We start from the raw sequence: 17,119 nt of genomic DNA on the forward strand, positions 1-17,119 counted from the left end.
TACTTGGAGACAAAAGCGCCTACTTTTTCATATATTAACTGTTGTGGCGCAATTAATAAAAACATTTTGAATTTAAACAAAGCCCTTTTTTTGCCGATTTTATTTTTGCTGTTTAACTGCAATCTGAAACAGCAACGAACTGAAAAAAAACTCAATTCTGAATCTGAATTGAAAACTTGGTCGGAATCGGAAACTCCAAATTATAAGGAGGATGTTTCTGAATTTGCTATGAATTTTTTACCGAAAGGAGCAACTTCTTTGGACTCAATTCCCGGAAACATCATTAAAGGATTTAGAGAATTAAGAACTATTGACAAAAGTGCTCACAAAAAATATGTGACTTTGGTTTTTACCAAACTTTATGCTGAGCATTTACTATGTTGTCATCAATCCTATGTCATTGAACATTTCCCCAAGGACAAATCGGAATATGATTTTCACAAGCTAACTATGGTAAATGAGTTTGCTTTTATGTCAAATTATCTGGACAATGAAAAATTACCTGAAATTTGGACTTCAGGAATTATCGAAAAATGGTTGGCTGAAAATCCAGAGTTGTTGGAATTTGAACCAATTAAAAAATATAATCAATCCATCAAAACAATTTCTGAAAAGATTAAGAATGGTGATTATTGGGACAATTAAAAAGAACATACTATGCGACCACAAAGACCATAGTTCATTGAATCTAATTTTTCTCACAAGAACTTCTCACAATTTTGCTACCTTAGTTTTTTACCATTAGTGATATAATATGAGATTAACATTGATTTTTATTCTGTTTGCTTATTGGGGTTTCGCCCAAGAAAAACCAATTGTTTTTTACAATGAAAGTGGGGAGAAAGTAAATAGACGGAAATTCATAGAGGCTAAAGATTATAGTAAAAATTTAGACTTATATTTTGAAAATGATACAACTCAAATAGGTTTGTTGGTAACAAGAGAAAAATTCGGTCAGCTCGATGAAAGTACATTTGAGAATCTCAAATCATACTTGACAGAATTGACCGACAAAACAATTGACTCAACTCAAAATATTGTGATAAACTATTTAACTGCATTTCCGAAAAAAGCTGATAACACCAAATCAAGTTCTACCTGGAATGTTTTAGATAAGGACTATTTAAAAAAACTTCATAAAATTGCTGATATAAATCAATTTTGGATAAATTCACCTGAATCTGACAATCTTGAATATTACCATCAAAATAAAATTAATTGGATAGCAGATAAAGAGAGTTTATTTGAAAAATTATTTTTTCCTTACGAAATAAGATATGGAAATTTTATTCTGATTAAACCAGACGGAAAGTTTTATTATTATCTAGGAGAGCATAGTAAATATGAAATTTGGGAAAAATCGAAAAAGTATTTTAATTAAAAAACGATTTGCCAACACTGTGAAAAATTATTGATTGCTTCTAGGATATTTGGAAAATCCTAGCAGATTTTCCTCTGGTTTGTTCCATATTTACTAAGTTAGTTTTTTTTTGAATATAGAACTATCCTAACACAAACCGTTAGCCGCAATATCAATAAAAAATGTGATTTTGATTTTAAGAACACTTAAATCAAAAAAACAAGCAGTTTTATGCTTAGTATTAAATAATGAAAAAAATAATAATCACACCGTTTTTAATTGTCATTGGAATATTGGAAGTATTGCTCTTCTTTATGGCATTTTACTACCTGCTAATTGATAATAATGGAGGAAAAGCTTTGGGAGGAACAATTGCCTTTATAGGATTTATATTATTTTTCATTATTTTAGTTATTGAGCAATCTATTCTCATAAATAGAAAAGAAATAAAAAAGCAAAGTATCTGGATTATTGAAACCATAATTTTGATTTGTCTAGCTATTTACATTTGCATAAACGGAATATCTATTGGCTAAAAAAATCATCAGCTAACACTAGGTGAAAATAAAGCCAAATTAGTTGCTTGAAGATACAACTACCCTTCCACAAACCGTTATTTCAAGCTAAAAAATGCACTGCAAAAATGAAAAACATACTTTTTATCTTCTTAATCATTTTATCGGTCTCTTGCCAAGATAAAAAGAATGATAAGCCAGCATCTCAAATTGAAAAGACGAAAGATTTAGCAGATAGGTCATTTATCAAAAAATTGGACAGTTTGTATGATATAGGTGTTTTTAATGGCTTTTCTGCTGCGGTAGTGGATACAACGGGCATACTATACAATCAAGGGTTTGGATATGCTGATGTAGATAATAGGGCAAAATTTACAGAGAACACAATCATCAATATTGCTTCTATTTCTAAAGTCTTTGTGGGAGTTGCGCTTTTAAAAGCAGAAGAATTAAGTCTTATAGATTTAGACGACCCCATCAACAAATATTTACCATTTGAGGTTGTAAACCCCAATTTTCCAAATGAACCAATTACGGTTAGGCAATTGGCTACGCATTCAAGTTCTATTATCGATACCGATATGTATATGCAGACGGATTACATCAATAAGGACGACGTAGATATAGCTGAAAATCTAAAAGAAAAATATGGCTTGTATTATCAAAACCCTTCAAAGGATTGGGTTCCTTTGTCGCAATACCTTGAAAAACTTTTAGATAAAGGAGGTGCGCTTTATGATGCTTCAACTTTTGCAAACAGAAAACCCGGCAAAGTTTACGAATACAGCAACATTGGAACTGCTTTATGTGCTTTGGTTATTGAATATGCATCCAAGCAACCATTTAACGAATTTACCAAAGAATATATTTTTAGCCCTTTGGATATGTCATCTACTGGTTGGTTTTTTGAAGAAGTAGATCGTGCGAAGTATTCAAAATTATATTATGATGACCAAGTTTTGCCATATTATAAAATCCTTTCTTATCCCGACGGTGGCCTTATAACTTGTAGTACAGATTTGAGTAAATTTTTAGTGGAGCTAATCAAGGGCTATTCTGGAAAGGGAACCATTTTAAATACTGATAGCTACAACGAATTTTTTAAATCCCAATTAAAGGAAAAAGCGTTTAAGAAAGCAAATTACAATGTGGGAATCTTTATAGAGAAAGAATTGGCTTATCATGAGATTGGGCATACTGGTGGCGACCCAGGAACGAATACCCTAATGTATTTTAATACGGAAACCAAAAAAGGAAAAATACTTATTTTAAACACTGACTCTAATAAGGAAAATAGTATGGATGTTTATTGGGGTATTTGGAAAACACTTGATGAATTTTAAAAATCCCGCAGGTAACAAAGCACTGGGTTTTTATACTATTTCGTTTAGTTCTATTGTGCCATACGGCGTTGGTTCTACAGTTTGTGCTTGGTGCTGGCGGATTTTATTCATTTTATGCGTGTCTACTTACGGTATTCAATAATTTGTTGGTCTGCTAGTCTCGACATCATGGATGAATCATGAATAGGATGCTGCATTTTTCCATTATCATATTCATGGCACAACTTCAAGATCATTTAGGGGTTGTTAAGGTTTTAGGATTTCGTTTGAAATATTCCTAATTCTCTGGGATAGTTGCGTATTCTTATGGGGGTTCCATATATATGTGGTAATTTTGTATAAATCATTGAAAAATAATTTATTATGAGTCGAGTAAAGGAAGACGATACGGTAAAAGTACATTACACTGGAAAGCTAAAGAACGGTCAAGTTTTTGATACATCTCTTCAAAGAGAGCCTCTAGAGTTTACTTTGGGCCAAGGAATGTTGATTCCTGGGTTTGAAAATGCCGTGGTAGGAATGGAAGTGAATGAAAAGAAAACTACAGAAATCCCGATGGACCAAGCCTACGGAGATATTAATAAAGAATTGTTCCACAGAGTAGAAAGGAATCAATTGCCTCAAGACATTACACCAGAATTAGGGATGGGATTAACTTCTCGTTCTGAGGATGGGAGAGAGCACCAATTTAAAATCGTTGATGTAAAAGATGATCACATCATAGTTGATGGGAACCACCCATTGGCTGGACAAGATCTTACTTTTGAGTTAGAGCTTGTAGAAATTTTATAAGTTACAAAGAGCCCATAATTCACGGCAAAAAATATTGAAAACCACAGTTTAAACTGTGGTTTTTTGTTTTAATTCCATCGTGTATTTTCAATAATCCCTTTAGGACCTAGTTAGCTAGGTGACTAATTAAAATTTACTAACTTTATTTAGCCTAAGCTTTTACTTCTAGAAGTATAGGGACAATGGATTAAAACAAGTTAAATTCGGCGTCTATTATTAAAAAAAATGGGTGTCTAAAATTTAAATTTAAATGAACAATAGACTGACCATACTCCTTTCACTTTTTCTGGTTTCAATCACATTTGGACAAGAGAAAAGAGTGATATCGAAAATTGATTCGACAAAAACATCTGAAATAGTTCTCATTCAAGAACTAACTGTTAAAGCATCCATTGATGCGGTTTGGGATGCCTATACTACTAAAAAAGGTTGGGAAAGTTGGGCTGTGCCGCTTGCAGAAATAGATTTGAAAGTAGGAGGATTTATTAAAACAAATTATAACGAACAAGGCCAAATTGGGGATAGCACAACCATTGTCACCCATATTATAAACTATGTACCTAAGAGACTTTTAACTCTCCAAGCTGAATTAACCGACAATTTTCCCGATTTTATGAAAGACGATGCCAAGGATTTTTATAATGTCATTTATTTTGATGAGTTAGAAAATGGAAGCACACATATTAAATCATTCGGAATTGGATATAAAAACACGCCAAAATATCTCTCATTAATGAATTATTTTATTCCTGCCAATGAAAAGACCTTGCTACGTTTGATAGCTTACTTGGAAAACGATTGAAAAAGTGTAAAACTGCAATTTGCATGATATTATGAAGAAAGATTAAACCTATCTCTAAATTTGAAAGCAGTTAATATGGCTCAATGAACATCCTTTAAATCATATTTAAGGTTAAGGCTAAAACATACGGAAAGTAATGACACTAGAAGAATTAGGATATACTTTAGAATTTGAAAATTATAGAAAGGAACAAAATCTTGATTCTTTTGGAGTGGGCCGTGTTATCTCAGAGCACAAGGAAAGATACGTTGTAAAAACCAGTGACAAAGAATATGATGGTGAAATAATTGGGAACTTGCGTTTTACAGCCCAAAGCAGGTCTGATTTTCCCGCTGTGGGTGATTGGGTTGCGATTTCTGAATATGATGAAAATAAGGTACTTATTCATTCTGTTTTTCCAAGGAAAACGATTATTGAACGGCAAGCCGTAGGAAAACAAGGGGAGAAACAAATTATAGCGACAAATATCGATTATGCCTTTATTGTTCAGGCTGTTGATAGGGATTTTAATATCAACCGAATTGAAAGGTATTTGACCATTTGCAATACATCTAACGTAAAGCCAATTATTATTCTCAATAAAATTGATTTGATAAATGAAAGCGCTTTATCAAAGCTGATAACAACTGTTCAAGAAAGGATAAAACAAGTACCCGTATTCCCCATAAGCAATGCGTCACGACAAGGATTTGAAAAACTGATAAAGCATATAGAAAAGGGTAATACCTATTGTTTGTTAGGCTCATCGGGAGTAGGGAAATCAACCCTTTTGAATAGCCTTTTGGGGAAGCAATTGATGAAAACCAATACCATTAGTGCAAGCACGAGCAAAGGACGACACATTACAACGCACCGTGAATTATTGGTGCTCGAAAATGGCGGCATTCTTATTGACAATCCGGGAATGAGAGAAGTGGGAATTGCAGATGCTACCGATGGATTAGAATTGACATTTGAAGCTATAATTGCATTGTCCAAAGATTGTAAGTTTAAAGATTGTACCCATACGTCTGAAGTGGGTTGTGCCGTTTTGAAAGCAGTTGAAAGTCATGATATAGATAAATCGTCCTACGAAAACTTTTTGAAAATGGAACGTGAAAAGGAGCACTTTGAGTCAACAGTTGCTGAAAAACGCAAGAAGGACGGGGATTTTGGGAAAATGATAAAGAATTATAAAAAGCGAAATAAGCACAACAATATTTAAAAGTAATTGTTTATCCTCCTCTAATTCTGAAAACCCGTGGTATTTTTGGTGTTCATCAATTTGCTCAAATTGAAACTTGAAAATGACATAGAAACAGTTACCGCACCTTAAAAAAACTTAATGGATCATTATATTTTCAAATCGGATAGACTGGGATTTAGAAATTGGACTGAGGAGGACAAATCTAAAATGGGAATGATTAACTCGGACCCTAAAGTGATGGAGCATTTTCCGTCAATACCAACTCAAAAACAGACGGATGAATTCATTGACAGAATGAGAGATCAATTTTCTAAAAATGGATTCTGCTATTTTGCTGTTGACAAACTTGAAAATAATGAATTCATAGGCTTTATTGGAATTGCAGAACAAACTTTTGAGTCAGATTTTACCCCCTGTGTAGATATAGGGTGGAGATTGGCTCAAGCTGAATGGGGAAAAGGATTTGCAACAGAAGGCGCAAAAAAATGCTTAGAATTTGGATTTAATGAGATGGGACTGGAGAAAATAAAATCAATCTGTCCTGAGATTAATACCCGATCAGAAAAAGTAATGAAAAAAATAGGAATGAAAAAATCTAAAAGTTTTAATCATCCCTTTCTTTTTGAATATAAAGAATTAGAAAAGTGTGTGCTTTATGAAATTGAAAAATAACGTTTGGAAATATAAAACTGAGCTAAAAATTGTGATTTCTAGCAACATATCTGTAGTAACAAAGCAAAAATGAAAAACTATTTAGCAACCTTTGGTATACTGACGGAAGAGGAAATAGATCTATTTGAGAGAAAGGTTGTCCATAAAAAATTAAAAAAGGGAGATTTTTTTATCAAAGAGAGGCAAACCTGTCAAGAGGTAGCTTTTGTAACCTCTGGATTGTTCAGGTCATTTTATTATTCATCGTTAGAAGAGGAGGTAACTTATTGTTTTACATTTTCCAACTCGTTTGTTAGTGCCTATTCTTCATTTTTATCCCAATCTAAAACTGTTGAGAATATTCAAGCTTTAACTGATATTGAACTTTTATCCATACCACGTCATGAAATTTTACAATTGGAGCAATCTAGTGTGAATTGGTTGAAATTTTTTAAACATTTAGCAGAACAAGAATATATCCAGATGGAAAAAAGAATTTTCTTGTTGCAAAAGGAATCCGCTGAAAAACGGTATCTCGACTTACTCCATAACCATCCCAAATTTTTACAATTAATTCCTCTTAACTTTCTGTCATCTTATTTAGGGATATCACAAAGACATTTAAGCCGGATAAGAAAGTCGATATCGAATTAGACAAATGTCCTTTCAAAGCTTTTTGATTGTGTAGTTCTTTGTGAAAAACATAGAACAATCATGAAACAAGTATTAATAATCAATGGACACCCCGATAAAGAAAGTTTTAATTATGCTTTATCAGAGGCCTATAAAAAGGGAGTAAATACATCTAACGCAATGGTCACTCAGATTAACATTTCAGAATTGGAATTTAATCCTAATTTAAAGTTTGGTTACCGTAAAAGAATGGACTTGGAACCTGATTTAGTGGCGGCCATTGACAAAATCAAAAAGGCAGACCATATGGTATGGCTATTCCCTATGTGGTGGTATGGTTATCCCGCAATTATGAAAGGTTTTGTTGATAGAACCTTTCTTCCTGGAATCACTTATCAACCTATTGAAGGAAAACCGCTCCCAGAAAAACTCTTGAAAGGAAAGTCCGCCCGTTTAATCATCACAGCTGATACGCCAAAATGGTATGATTTCTTAATTATGAAGCGACCTGCCATAAATCAATTCAAGAAGGGCACTTTGCAATTTTGCGGTATCAACCCGGTTAAGGTGACTTACATCGCGACCATGAAGAACTCCAGTTCCGATTTAAGAGAAAAATGGTTAAGAAAAATATCGGTATTAGGAGAACAACTCAAATGACTTTACTCATAATAGGGTGTTTTTATAAAGTGCTCATTATTAGTTTCTTTTTCTATCTTTAAGCGAGAATAAATAACAAAGAAGGGATTGTTGAAATGTAGATTTTATTTCAATGAACCAAAAATAAACTATAAATGAACAAAACCTATTTCTCGCTTTTTTTGACCCTTTTTTTAAGTCAGATGCTTCTAGCACAGGATTATCAAGTGTATAAGTCAAAAAAGGACACCACTTTTGTGTCATCCCATTTAGGCTACGAGAAGAAGATCTCAATCATATTGCCAGATGACTGGCAAAATAACAATCAAAAAAAATACCCGTTGGTTATAATTTTTGATAGGCAAAATAAAAGAAGTTACGGTCAGATTGTAAACACCATAGATTATTTAACGGCTGCAGAACAAATGCCTCGTTCTATTATTATGGGCATTGAGTCTGATAATTCTAAACGAATAAGTGAGGCGAAAAGCCCCAAGTCTTCTAAAGACGGTAAAGCACATCTCAATGAAAAATTTCTCTTTGATGAAACTATAAAATTGGCCGAAACAAAATACAAAGCAAGTTCGTTTAGAGTCTTAGTTGGTCATTCCTGGTATGGTCATTTTAGCACATCCATGTTTGTTAAGAATATTCATCGTTTATCCGCGGTGATAGCCTTAGATCCATTTTTTAAGCAAGAAAACATTTCTCTAACTGATTCCCTTTCGGATTTAAACAAACGCGAATTAGAGCACACCAAATACTTCCTTTATGCCATAGGCAAAGATTATCCTCAAGATTATAAAGCTGTTGAAAAGGTTAAAGTTGAAAATACCAATTCAAAACTTGATATTCGAGGAACTTATTTTCCCAAAGCATTTCATCATGCCGTTCCGGGCTTGGGAATTGGGGAGGCCTTATATGATTTATTTGAATATTGGTCCGTTCAGCAATATACTTTTTTTGAACCCTCAAATAAAAATGTTGACTTATTTGATGAATTAAAAGGCAATTTGATCAATCATTATGGCTCTAACTTGGATTTTTCGTTGGGTGTCTTGAATGGGAAAGGTTGGGGTTTTTACAATGACGAAGATTACCTGAAGGCTATCAAGGTTTGGGAAGAACTCATTAATCAATATCCAAGCTTTTCTGAAGCTTACCTTTATATCCTAGATGCCCAACAACAATTGAATCAGGATACTTCAGAAACCATAAGCAAATTCAAAGAGAGCTTGAAACAATCTCAATTTTATTCAAAAGAAGAAAAGGAAGAACTACTTTCTGAATTAAAATAATGACATATCTACCTCATTTATAGCGACATGAGAATCTAATTTTTATAACTTTAACAAAATTCAATTCCTGTTCCTAGAAAATAGCAAATCCTATTATTGAATCACCTAGTCCTTTTAGATGTTACTAAATTGGTTGGGTTTTATTGTTGGAGAGCGTGGAATTTAAAGTTAAATGAACTGGAATCAATAACATTTTGAAAATGGAAATACAGATAAAACCTGAATTAAGAATGGGAGGCCTCCTTTTAGGTTTAGGAGCCTTAATAACCATAATCTGCATACTTCTTGAGGTCAATGCGGGATGGGCATCACTGGTTGTTGAAATGAAAAGGACAGATTTGGAAGCTGGGAAATTTCTCTACGAAAATTGGGATGAAATGAATTCTATTTGGAATTGGGCCCTATATGGGAACGTATTTTTGGCTTTGTCATCTATGATTCTTTTTAAGGTCAACCAGAAAATAGGTTGGTTTCCATTAAGCCTTTTTTGGGCAGTGTATTTTTTAGGAAGTTTAATACTCATTATTTCATTTGCACTTAGTTTAGGTAGCTATCCTCATGCTTTCAAGGTCTTAGATGATGAATTGTATCTGTTTGAGGCTTTGCGTGGGGCCCCTCTTTTTCTTTTTAATTTGGGAGCTTTATTTCAAACAAGTGTCTTTATCATATATTTTTTTGAAGGATTCAGCAAAAAGGGTAGGGTACCTCAATGGATAGCCGGTATAACACTTTTACTTATGGTCGGTTCTTTTGTTGCAGTCATTCTTGGAGCAGTGTCCTTTGCTGTTTTTGCTATAACATGTTTTGTTCCGCCATTAGTTTTAGGTCTCTTCTACATGAAGGAAACTCGGAAGACCAAATAGTTAAGCCATATAAATTTATTAACTTATAAGACATTATTCAAAATCATTGGATATGTTACTGATGGTTTTGAATTTGAAATCAATAAAAATGAAAAGAATATCCATTTTACTTCTCATAGGGTTAGCTTTTAGTTGCTCCGAACCTGTCCGTCACGATATGGTCATAGAAAATATTCATTTTTTTGATGGTCATAAAGATCAAGGTGTTGTGAACATTGCTATTAATGGAGATACCATTGCTGCCATTTCATCCACAAAGCTCGAAAGTGATTCATTGGTTAATGGGAATGGAAAATTTTTAATGCCTGGTTTGGTGAATGCCCATGTACATGCTTCCAAATTAGAAGATTTAAAAGCTGGATTTCCTCTGGGTATCATGTATTTGTTGAACATGCATACTGGATTGGAAGACAGGGAAAGTAAATGGAAGCATATGTCAAGCGATTCTATTGGCTATTCAATCCTCTATGGATCGGGTCATGCAGCAACCGTTCCTGGAGGACATCCCACTCAATTTAGTCCTGATATGGAAACCATCAATGATTCCCTTTCAATTCAAGAATGGGTAGACCATCGCATTGTAAATGGCGTCGATTATATTAAAATAATTCATGTGGATCACGGATTTATGGGAGATCCTGCTCCACCTAGTTTAAGTTATAGGCAAATCAAAGACATTATTGCATATGCTCATGACAATGGGTTTAAAGTGGTAGTTCATGCAACCACAGCAAAAGAAATGATAGAAATAGCCAAATTCAAACCCGATGGATTTGTTCATATGATTGATTTTAAAGATGAATTGCCTTTAGACGATCACTATTATAAGATTATTAAAGAAAGCGGCGTGTTTATTGTGCCAACAGGGGGCATCTCCTTAAAATCTTTGGATGGTCTGCCACCTTTTATGGTCGAATGGGTACAGGATAATCTGTTAAATGCAGAAGAACGAGCAGCAATAATAAAAAAGTATCATGAAAATAATATTTTACTTGTCGCGGGAACTGATGCTCAGGAAGGACAAATGGATTTTGCTGAAGATTATTTTCTGGAATTAGAGTTATACCAAATGGCTGGATTGTCAAATCTAGAAATTTTAAAGGCAGCCACAGGAAATGCAGCCAAAGCTTTTGAATTGCCGATTGGAGAATTACGTCCAGGAAGTAAGGCGACCTTTTTAGTCTTGAATAAAAACCCTTTGGAAGACATAATGAATATCAAAACAATTAATCAAATTTGGAAGAACGGTAAAACCAAATGATTCATTGATGGAGCCAATAATTGACTTTTTATAAAAATCATTAACTAAACCAAGCTAAAATTTAATGAATTATGAAACGATTAAAAAAACGACTATTTCTATTTTTCGTTTGTATAAATTTTGTGGGTTTTGCTCAGCAAAAAAAAGATACGCTTAGAGTACACTTTGTAGGTAATAGTTATACTTATAAATCGAATATTCCGCACCTAGTGTCTTTAATTTCTGATCATACCAATACAAAATTAATTACTTCAAAGAGTGTGGCAGGAGGTGCGTGGTTGTTTCAGCATTATAAAGGAGAAAGAAACCTTCAAACCCTAGATAAAATAAAAAGTGGGGGTTACGATATCGTAGTGCTTCAGGATCACAGTATGGGAGCGATAGCAAGACCTGATAGCCTATTGCTTTATGCAGGGAAGTTTTCAAAGTATATCAAAGAATATGGTGCTGAACCTTATTTTTATGCCACTTGGACCAAGGAAAAAGTACCGCAGTACCATGACACTATAAGAAAGGTCTATACTCAGGCTGCTAAAGAAAATGATGCAGGGATTGTATACGTTGGAGATGTTTGGGAGAAGGCTAAAACGCTTCGTCCTAATATTGAATTATATGAGGATGATGGAAGTCACCAATCTGATTTGGGAGCTTTTTTAACAGCTTGTAAATTTGTAAAGGAATTAACAGGAGAATTACCAAACGATTTACCTGAGTATTACGATTGGAAAGATGAGAATGGAGAGTGGATTTCACTCATTGAACTCGACCGGTTTGATGTGGTCTTTTGTGTTAAGGTTGTCAATGAGTAAATTTAAAAGATTAAATTTAGCCATTAAAATAGAAACATCAACATGAAAGTTACGGCTGAAAAGAATAATCAGGTTGCCCAGATGACCTTCGCATCCATTTATCCCCATTATGTGAGAAAAGTTGAAAAAAAGGGGAGGACCAAAGAAGAACTTCACCAAGTAATCTCTTGGCTGACTGGATTTGATGAGGAGCGATTGCAAGACCTGATACAGGAGAAGGCCACTTTTGAAACCTTTTTTCAAAAAGCGACTTTACATCCTAATGCGCATCTTATTAAAGGAGTCATTTGTGGGTATCGCATTGAAGATATTGAATTTGATTTGTATCGAAATGTGAGATACTTGGATAAGTTGGTTGATGAATTGGCAAAAGGTCGAGCTATGGAAAAAATTTTAAGAGAAGAAAAGAAATAGTTTCTCTAAAATAAGTCCATTCAAGATTGCTTCAACTTTCACAAGTTTTATAGCCCTAGATCTCAAAATTTAACTTAAAAAAGTTGACAATTTTTTGATTGCCGTTGAGGTAAGTTTTATTTTTGCACCGTGAAAATTTTGACACATCAACTCACCGCTTTAATCTTGGTGGGTATCTTACTTTTTAATAACCTCAATGCGGTAGTGATTGTGGTCAATTTTTTGGCCAACCAAGAACTTATTTCCAAAACTTTATGTGTTCAAAAGGATAACCAGCAAGGGTGTAATGGGAAATGTCATCTTAAAAAGCAGCTGGCCCAAAATGAAACTGGAGCAGAGAATCAAACACCGCTTCCAGAATTAAAAAGGTTAAGTTTGGATGCTTTTTTTATCTCAGAAATTCATGTGGTTGAGCCCCAACAATGTTTATGTTTAAGCACAAAACATGCTTCTGTATATAAAATCCCTTTTTTATATGAGAGCTTTATTTCTATAGAGACACCACCTCCCAATTTGGGTTAATTCATATTTACAAATAGAACGGAATCACACTTGCTTAATAAAGTTGTGGTGATTTCGTGTATTATCAATTTAAGTTAAGGGCTGTTTGGGCTAAGGACCTGAGCAAGCACTTAACCTACCATAAATTTGAATTAAAATGAAATTACAATTTATATACCCAATTATTTTATTGGTGTTATTTTCTGTGGCCTGCTCAGAAGATGATACTGAATTTTTTCCAACCAACGAACTTGAGGGATTAACCAAGATTCAAGAACTTTCCAATGACTCCCATGTCGTTGAACTTTATAGTAAATCGGGAACGCTTTCTACAGGATATAATGTGGTAAGTGTTAGAATCAAGAATCTATCCAATAACACGTATGTAGAAAACGCGGAGATCACTTGGTTACCAGTCATGCAAATGCCAACTATGAATCATTCCTGTCCCAAATCTGATCCATTGCAAGTCACTAATATGAATACCCTATATCAAGGTTTTATGATTTATCAAATGACCAATAGCGATGGATCTGGATGGTCGCTTACCATAGATTATACCATCGAAGATGTCTCTTATACCGTTAGTTCTGAACTTATGGTTTCTCAAAGCAATTTACAAAACGTCAGTAGTTTTATGGGTAGTGATGATTCTCGCTATGTTGTAGCTCTAATAGAACCAGAAACGCCTATCATTGGAATTAATGAGATGGTTGTTGGTGTCTACAAAATGGAGACCATGATGTCATTTCCGGTAGTTGAAAGTTATTTATTGACTTTAGATCCCAGAATGCCAGGAATGGGAAATCACAGTTCGCCCAATAATACCGATTTGACATATCAAGTTGAGGATGAGTTGTACCGAGGAAACTTGTCACTAACCATGACCGGTTATTGGGTGCTTAATCTGAAATTGTTGAATGAATTAGGAGATGTTTTAAAAGGAGAAGATGTTACCGAAGACAACACACAAAGCAGTTTGTATTTTGAGTTGGAATTCTAGGTTTACCACCGTTCTTTTCATGTTTTTTGGTTTTTATTCTTGGTCACAAGAAGTTGAGCCAAGGGTATCACCTGATACGCTTAATTTACAGGAAGTTATTGTTCTAGCTCCGCATAAATTAAATCATTACAAGCAAGATAAACCCTTGTCAAGTATTGATGATTATTTGGAAAAGGCCCAACGAGTGGGCATGATCAAACGAGGTCGATATGCTTGGGAGCCAAGTTTGAATAACATGACAAGCGAGCGTCTCAATGTTACCATTGATGGCATGTATGTTTTTGGAGCCTGTACCGATAAAATGGATCCCATCACCTCCTATGTGGATGTGTCCAATATTGAACAGGTGACCGTTTCCTCTGGACAGGAGGGTACAGAACATGGACATAATATTGGAGGCGCTATCGATTTGAAATTTCCAGAAGCGAAATACGGCCCTAAAAAGTTTAAATCGAGTCTGGATTTGGGTTATGAAACCAACGGAAACTATAAAACTACGGGGATGGACTTAGCTTATACCAATACCTCGTTTTATTTGAATTTAGATGGTATTTACAGGCACGCAGATAATTATGAGGCCGGTGGCCAAGAAGAAGTGCTTTATTCTCAATTTGAGAAATACAATGTATCGGGTCAAATGGGGTATCTGTTTAATGCAAATCATGCATTAGAAGCTCATTTTATCTATGATAAAGCCACAGATGTTGGATATCCTGCGCTACCCATGGATGTTTCTTTGGCAGAAGCTCTGATTGGTTCAATTGGCCATAACTACCAAAGTGATTCCACTTTAGTCAAGCAATGGGAAACCAAACTCTATGCAAACACCGTTACCCATATAATGGATGATTCCCAACGTGTAGATGTACCTATTAGGATGGATATGCCAGGTTGGAGCGATACATATGGTTTTTATAGTAAACTTCAAGCTGAGCGATTTCATCACGATTTAAGCTTGAATCTGAATGGGTATTATAACCGGTCCTTGGCAGAAATGACTATGTACCCCAATGATTCTTCTCAACCTAGTATGTTTATGTATACCTGGCCCGATGTAAGAACATGGTACACGGGATTGTATGTGGAAGATCGTTACCGTTTTACTCCTTCAAAAATTTTGTCGGCATCTATGAGGTTAGGATACCAAAACAACCGAGTTGCTAATGACGAAGGATTAGAAAGTTTGAAAATCTTTTATCCAAATATGGGAGATGGTAAAAATAGGATGCTATTTGCTTTTTCTTCTAATTACCATTTTGTTAAGAAGGACTTTGAAGCCATTTTTGGTTTGGGTTACGGCGAAAGAGCGCCATCGGTTAGTGAGGGATATGGGTTTTACTTGTTCAATAGTTTTGATCGATTTGATTATATAGGGAATCCAAACTTGGCGAATGAAAAATCCCTCGAGGCTCAGTTCAAAACCAATTACCGTTTGGATCACTTTCAGATTGGGTTGGAGGCTTCCTATTTCCATATTATGGATTATGTGATAGGTGAGATAGACCCTAGCTTGAGCGTTATGACCATAGGAGCTAATGGTGTCAAGCTGTATACGGCTTTGGATTATGCAACTATTTTTGATGTATATCTTCATGCCAATTTCCATTTCTTTAAACGGTTTTTGTTACATAGTGCTCTGGGGTATAATTATGGAAAAGGCAGTCATGGAGGGAATCTGCCTTTAATTAAGCCCTTTTCTTATATAGCTGAGGTATCTTATACCGCTCCTTATTTCAACGTGGCTTTGCAGTTGCAAGGAAATGGTAACCAAAGCAGGTATGGTTACAATTATGGGGAAGATGAAACTCCAGCCTATGGCATCCTGAATATGAATTTGGGACATGTTGTCCCTTTCCATTCTAATAAACTGGTATTCAAATATGGTATTGAAAACGTTTTAGATACCTATTATTCAACCTATGCCGATTGGAATAACATACCTCGGGAAGGAAGAAACTTCTATATTAATTTGTCTGTGGTTATGAATTGATATTTAGAAATTAGAGCGAGTGTTCTTCTTTTGATAGAATTTTGGTTCCAGGTTTAAACGTTTCATGTGACCTATTGTTTCTTGAAAAGCTAATGATAAAGACTGTATTTTAAGATTATTTTAAAATACAGTCTTCTTTTATAAGCGTGAATAATCCTAAATTTGTTAGAATCACACCCTTAAGGTGATTTTATATGAAGATAGCAAAGATTCTTATATTAGTTGGAGGCCTTATTATTTCAGGGCTATTTATTTCCTTGATAGCCGAACCAAATTTTTACAGTCAGATTGAGCCCAAAGAAAAATATCATTACACCACTATTAAAACATGGGATGTACCAGGAGTTCTGGAGGAGATATCTGGTATTTTTTGGTTAGGGGATCAAAAAATGGCAACCATCCAAGATGAGGATGGTGTTATTTTTATCTATGATTTGAAAGCTAAAAAGATAAGTGAAGAAATACCATTTGATAAAGGAGGTGATTATGAGGCTTTGGCCATTGTGGATGATGTGGCTTATGTGATGAGAAGTGACGGAAAGTTGATCGAGATATCAAATTATATGAATGAGGATAGGGAGTTAAAAGTCTATGATTCATTCTTTGATGAAGAAAATGATATGGAATCCCTTACTTATGATAAAAAGCATCATAGATTACTGATGATTGCTAAAGATGAAGACCCCAATTTTAAAAAGACAAAAGGGATTTATGCCTTTGATTTGAAAAGTAAAAAGTTCTTGTCAAAACCCGTTGTTTCTATTGATTTTAAGGATGATGGTTTTAAAGATTATAGACATAAGGACGCATATAAAACGTTTCGACCATCTGATATGGCCATCGACCCTAAGTCAGGAGATTATTATCTTTTAGAAGGTGTTGATCCGAAAGTCTTGATTTTAAATTCGCAGGGTGATTTTAAATCTATCTACAAATTGGATAATGATGATTTTGAGCAACCTGAAGGTATCACCTTTGATAATTATGGTGAATTATATATTTCCAATGAAGCTGTAAATCATTCCGCGAATATTATACAGCTTCGATTGGATAAGTAAG

General features: G+C 34.4%; 19 protein-coding genes. All 19 read left to right on the forward strand.

Translation table 11 applies throughout. The features are described from left to right. Positions 1-90: 90 nt before the first annotated feature. Positions 91-645, forward strand: a complete 555-nt coding sequence (locus GZ212_RS11345) for a hypothetical protein (protein WP_166960250.1) — start codon at positions 91-93, stop codon at positions 643-645. A 109-nt stretch (positions 646-754) separates the two neighbouring features. Continuing rightward, positions 755-1,381, forward strand: coding sequence for a hypothetical protein (locus tag GZ212_RS11350; RefSeq protein ID WP_166960253.1), 627 nt, complete (start codon positions 755-757; stop codon positions 1,379-1,381). A 227-nt stretch (positions 1,382-1,608) separates the two neighbouring features. Further along, a complete protein-coding gene (locus GZ212_RS11355; protein ID WP_166960256.1) occupies positions 1,609-1,896 on the forward strand; it encodes a hypothetical protein in 288 nt (95 codons plus the stop codon). Between the two features lie 107 nt (positions 1,897-2,003). After that, positions 2,004-3,218, forward strand: a complete 1,215-nt coding sequence (locus GZ212_RS11360) for a serine hydrolase (protein ID WP_166960259.1) — start codon at positions 2,004-2,006, stop codon at positions 3,216-3,218. 363 nt (positions 3,219-3,581) lie between these two features. Next, positions 3,582-4,010, forward strand: coding sequence for a peptidylprolyl isomerase (locus GZ212_RS11365; protein ID WP_166960262.1), 429 nt, complete (start codon positions 3,582-3,584; stop codon positions 4,008-4,010). A 250-nt stretch (positions 4,011-4,260) separates the two neighbouring features. Further along, the gene (locus GZ212_RS11370; protein WP_166960265.1) at positions 4,261-4,812 is read left to right on the forward strand and encodes an SRPBCC domain-containing protein; all 552 of its coding nucleotides are present in this window, start codon (positions 4,261-4,263) and stop codon (positions 4,810-4,812) included. A gap of 136 nt (positions 4,813-4,948) precedes the next feature. Next, positions 4,949-6,016 (forward strand): ribosome small subunit-dependent GTPase A, encoded by a 1,068-nt coding sequence (rsgA, locus tag GZ212_RS11375; protein ID WP_166960268.1) that lies wholly within the window; start codon positions 4,949-4,951, stop codon positions 6,014-6,016. 120 nt (positions 6,017-6,136) lie between these two features. Beyond that, positions 6,137-6,670 carry a GNAT family N-acetyltransferase gene (locus GZ212_RS11380; RefSeq protein ID WP_166960271.1) on the forward strand — a complete coding sequence of 178 codons (534 nt, stop codon included), beginning with the start codon at positions 6,137-6,139 and terminating at the stop codon, positions 6,668-6,670. Between the two features lie 69 nt (positions 6,671-6,739). Next, positions 6,740-7,303: a Crp/Fnr family transcriptional regulator gene (locus GZ212_RS11385; RefSeq protein WP_166960273.1), complete on the forward strand. Its 564-nt coding sequence runs from the start codon at positions 6,740-6,742 to the stop codon at positions 7,301-7,303. A 60-nt stretch (positions 7,304-7,363) separates the two neighbouring features. Continuing rightward, positions 7,364-7,942, forward strand: coding sequence for an NAD(P)H-dependent oxidoreductase (locus tag GZ212_RS11390; protein WP_166960276.1), 579 nt, complete (start codon positions 7,364-7,366; stop codon positions 7,940-7,942). 134 nt (positions 7,943-8,076) lie between these two features. After that, on the forward strand, positions 8,077-9,219 hold the full coding sequence (locus tag GZ212_RS11395; RefSeq protein ID WP_166960279.1) for an alpha/beta hydrolase-fold protein: 1,143 nt from the start codon (positions 8,077-8,079) through the stop codon (positions 9,217-9,219). A gap of 200 nt (positions 9,220-9,419) precedes the next feature. After that, positions 9,420-10,082 (forward strand): hypothetical protein, encoded by a 663-nt coding sequence (locus GZ212_RS11400; protein WP_166960281.1) that lies wholly within the window; start codon positions 9,420-9,422, stop codon positions 10,080-10,082. Between the two features lie 88 nt (positions 10,083-10,170). Beyond that, entirely contained in the window at positions 10,171-11,343 is a 1,173-nt protein-coding gene (locus GZ212_RS11405) for an amidohydrolase family protein (protein ID WP_166960284.1), read from the forward strand. Between the two features lie 71 nt (positions 11,344-11,414). Then, complete coding sequence (locus tag GZ212_RS11410; RefSeq protein WP_166960286.1) at positions 11,415-12,152, forward strand: hypothetical protein; 738 nt, start codon at positions 11,415-11,417, stop codon at positions 12,150-12,152. 42 nt (positions 12,153-12,194) lie between these two features. Beyond that, entirely contained in the window at positions 12,195-12,566 is a 372-nt protein-coding gene (locus GZ212_RS11415; protein WP_166960288.1) for a DUF2200 domain-containing protein, read from the forward strand. Between the two features lie 138 nt (positions 12,567-12,704). Beyond that, a complete protein-coding gene (locus GZ212_RS11420; RefSeq protein WP_166960291.1) occupies positions 12,705-13,088 on the forward strand; it encodes a hypothetical protein in 384 nt (127 codons plus the stop codon). Positions 13,089-13,224: 136 nt separating this feature from the next. Then, entirely contained in the window at positions 13,225-14,070 is an 846-nt protein-coding gene (locus GZ212_RS11425; protein ID WP_166960296.1) for a hypothetical protein, read from the forward strand. Beyond that, the gene (locus tag GZ212_RS11430; protein ID WP_240923808.1) at positions 14,054-16,060 is read left to right on the forward strand and encodes a TonB-dependent receptor plug domain-containing protein; all 2,007 of its coding nucleotides are present in this window, start codon (positions 14,054-14,056) and stop codon (positions 16,058-16,060) included. The genes GZ212_RS11425 and GZ212_RS11430 overlap by 17 nt, the downstream gene beginning before the upstream one ends. Before the next feature lie 194 nt (positions 16,061-16,254). Beyond that, positions 16,255-17,118 carry an SdiA-regulated domain-containing protein gene (locus GZ212_RS11435; RefSeq protein ID WP_166960299.1) on the forward strand — a complete coding sequence of 288 codons (864 nt, stop codon included), beginning with the start codon at positions 16,255-16,257 and terminating at the stop codon, positions 17,116-17,118. Position 17,119 lies beyond the last annotated feature (1 nt).

It is taken from the genome of Mangrovimonas sp. CR14 (genome assembly GCF_011764015.1).
Classification (GTDB): Bacteria; Bacteroidota; Bacteroidia; order Flavobacteriales; family Flavobacteriaceae; genus Mangrovimonas; species Mangrovimonas futianensis.

Excerpts from the sequence above, each read along its gene's own strand:
- GZ212_RS11350 (WP_166960253.1), top strand. The coding sequence starts at position 755 with ATGAGATTAACATTGATTTTTATTCTGTTTGCTTATTGGGGTTTCGCC.
- GZ212_RS11355 (WP_166960256.1), top strand. The coding sequence starts at position 1,609 with ATGAAAAAAATAATAATCACACCGTTTTTAATTGTCATTGGAATATTG.
- GZ212_RS11360 (WP_166960259.1), top strand. The coding sequence starts at position 2,004 with ATGAAAAACATACTTTTTATCTTCTTAATCATTTTATCGGTCTCTTGC.
- GZ212_RS11365 (WP_166960262.1), top strand. The coding sequence starts at position 3,582 with ATGAGTCGAGTAAAGGAAGACGATACGGTAAAAGTACATTACACTGGA.
- GZ212_RS11370 (WP_166960265.1), top strand. The coding sequence starts at position 4,261 with ATGAACAATAGACTGACCATACTCCTTTCACTTTTTCTGGTTTCAATC.
- rsgA (WP_166960268.1), top strand. The coding sequence starts at position 4,949 with ATGACACTAGAAGAATTAGGATATACTTTAGAATTTGAAAATTATAGA.
- GZ212_RS11380 (WP_166960271.1), top strand. The coding sequence starts at position 6,137 with ATGGATCATTATATTTTCAAATCGGATAGACTGGGATTTAGAAATTGG.
- GZ212_RS11385 (WP_166960273.1), top strand. The coding sequence starts at position 6,740 with ATGAAAAACTATTTAGCAACCTTTGGTATACTGACGGAAGAGGAAATA.
- GZ212_RS11390 (WP_166960276.1), top strand. The coding sequence starts at position 7,364 with ATGAAACAAGTATTAATAATCAATGGACACCCCGATAAAGAAAGTTTT.
- GZ212_RS11395 (WP_166960279.1), top strand. The coding sequence starts at position 8,077 with ATGAACAAAACCTATTTCTCGCTTTTTTTGACCCTTTTTTTAAGTCAG.
- GZ212_RS11400 (WP_166960281.1), top strand. The coding sequence starts at position 9,420 with ATGGAAATACAGATAAAACCTGAATTAAGAATGGGAGGCCTCCTTTTA.
- GZ212_RS11405 (WP_166960284.1), top strand. The coding sequence starts at position 10,171 with ATGAAAAGAATATCCATTTTACTTCTCATAGGGTTAGCTTTTAGTTGC.
- GZ212_RS11410 (WP_166960286.1), top strand. The coding sequence starts at position 11,415 with ATGAAACGATTAAAAAAACGACTATTTCTATTTTTCGTTTGTATAAAT.
- GZ212_RS11415 (WP_166960288.1), top strand. The coding sequence starts at position 12,195 with ATGAAAGTTACGGCTGAAAAGAATAATCAGGTTGCCCAGATGACCTTC.
- GZ212_RS11425 (WP_166960296.1), top strand. The coding sequence starts at position 13,225 with ATGAAATTACAATTTATATACCCAATTATTTTATTGGTGTTATTTTCT.
- GZ212_RS11435 (WP_166960299.1), top strand. The coding sequence starts at position 16,255 with ATGAAGATAGCAAAGATTCTTATATTAGTTGGAGGCCTTATTATTTCA.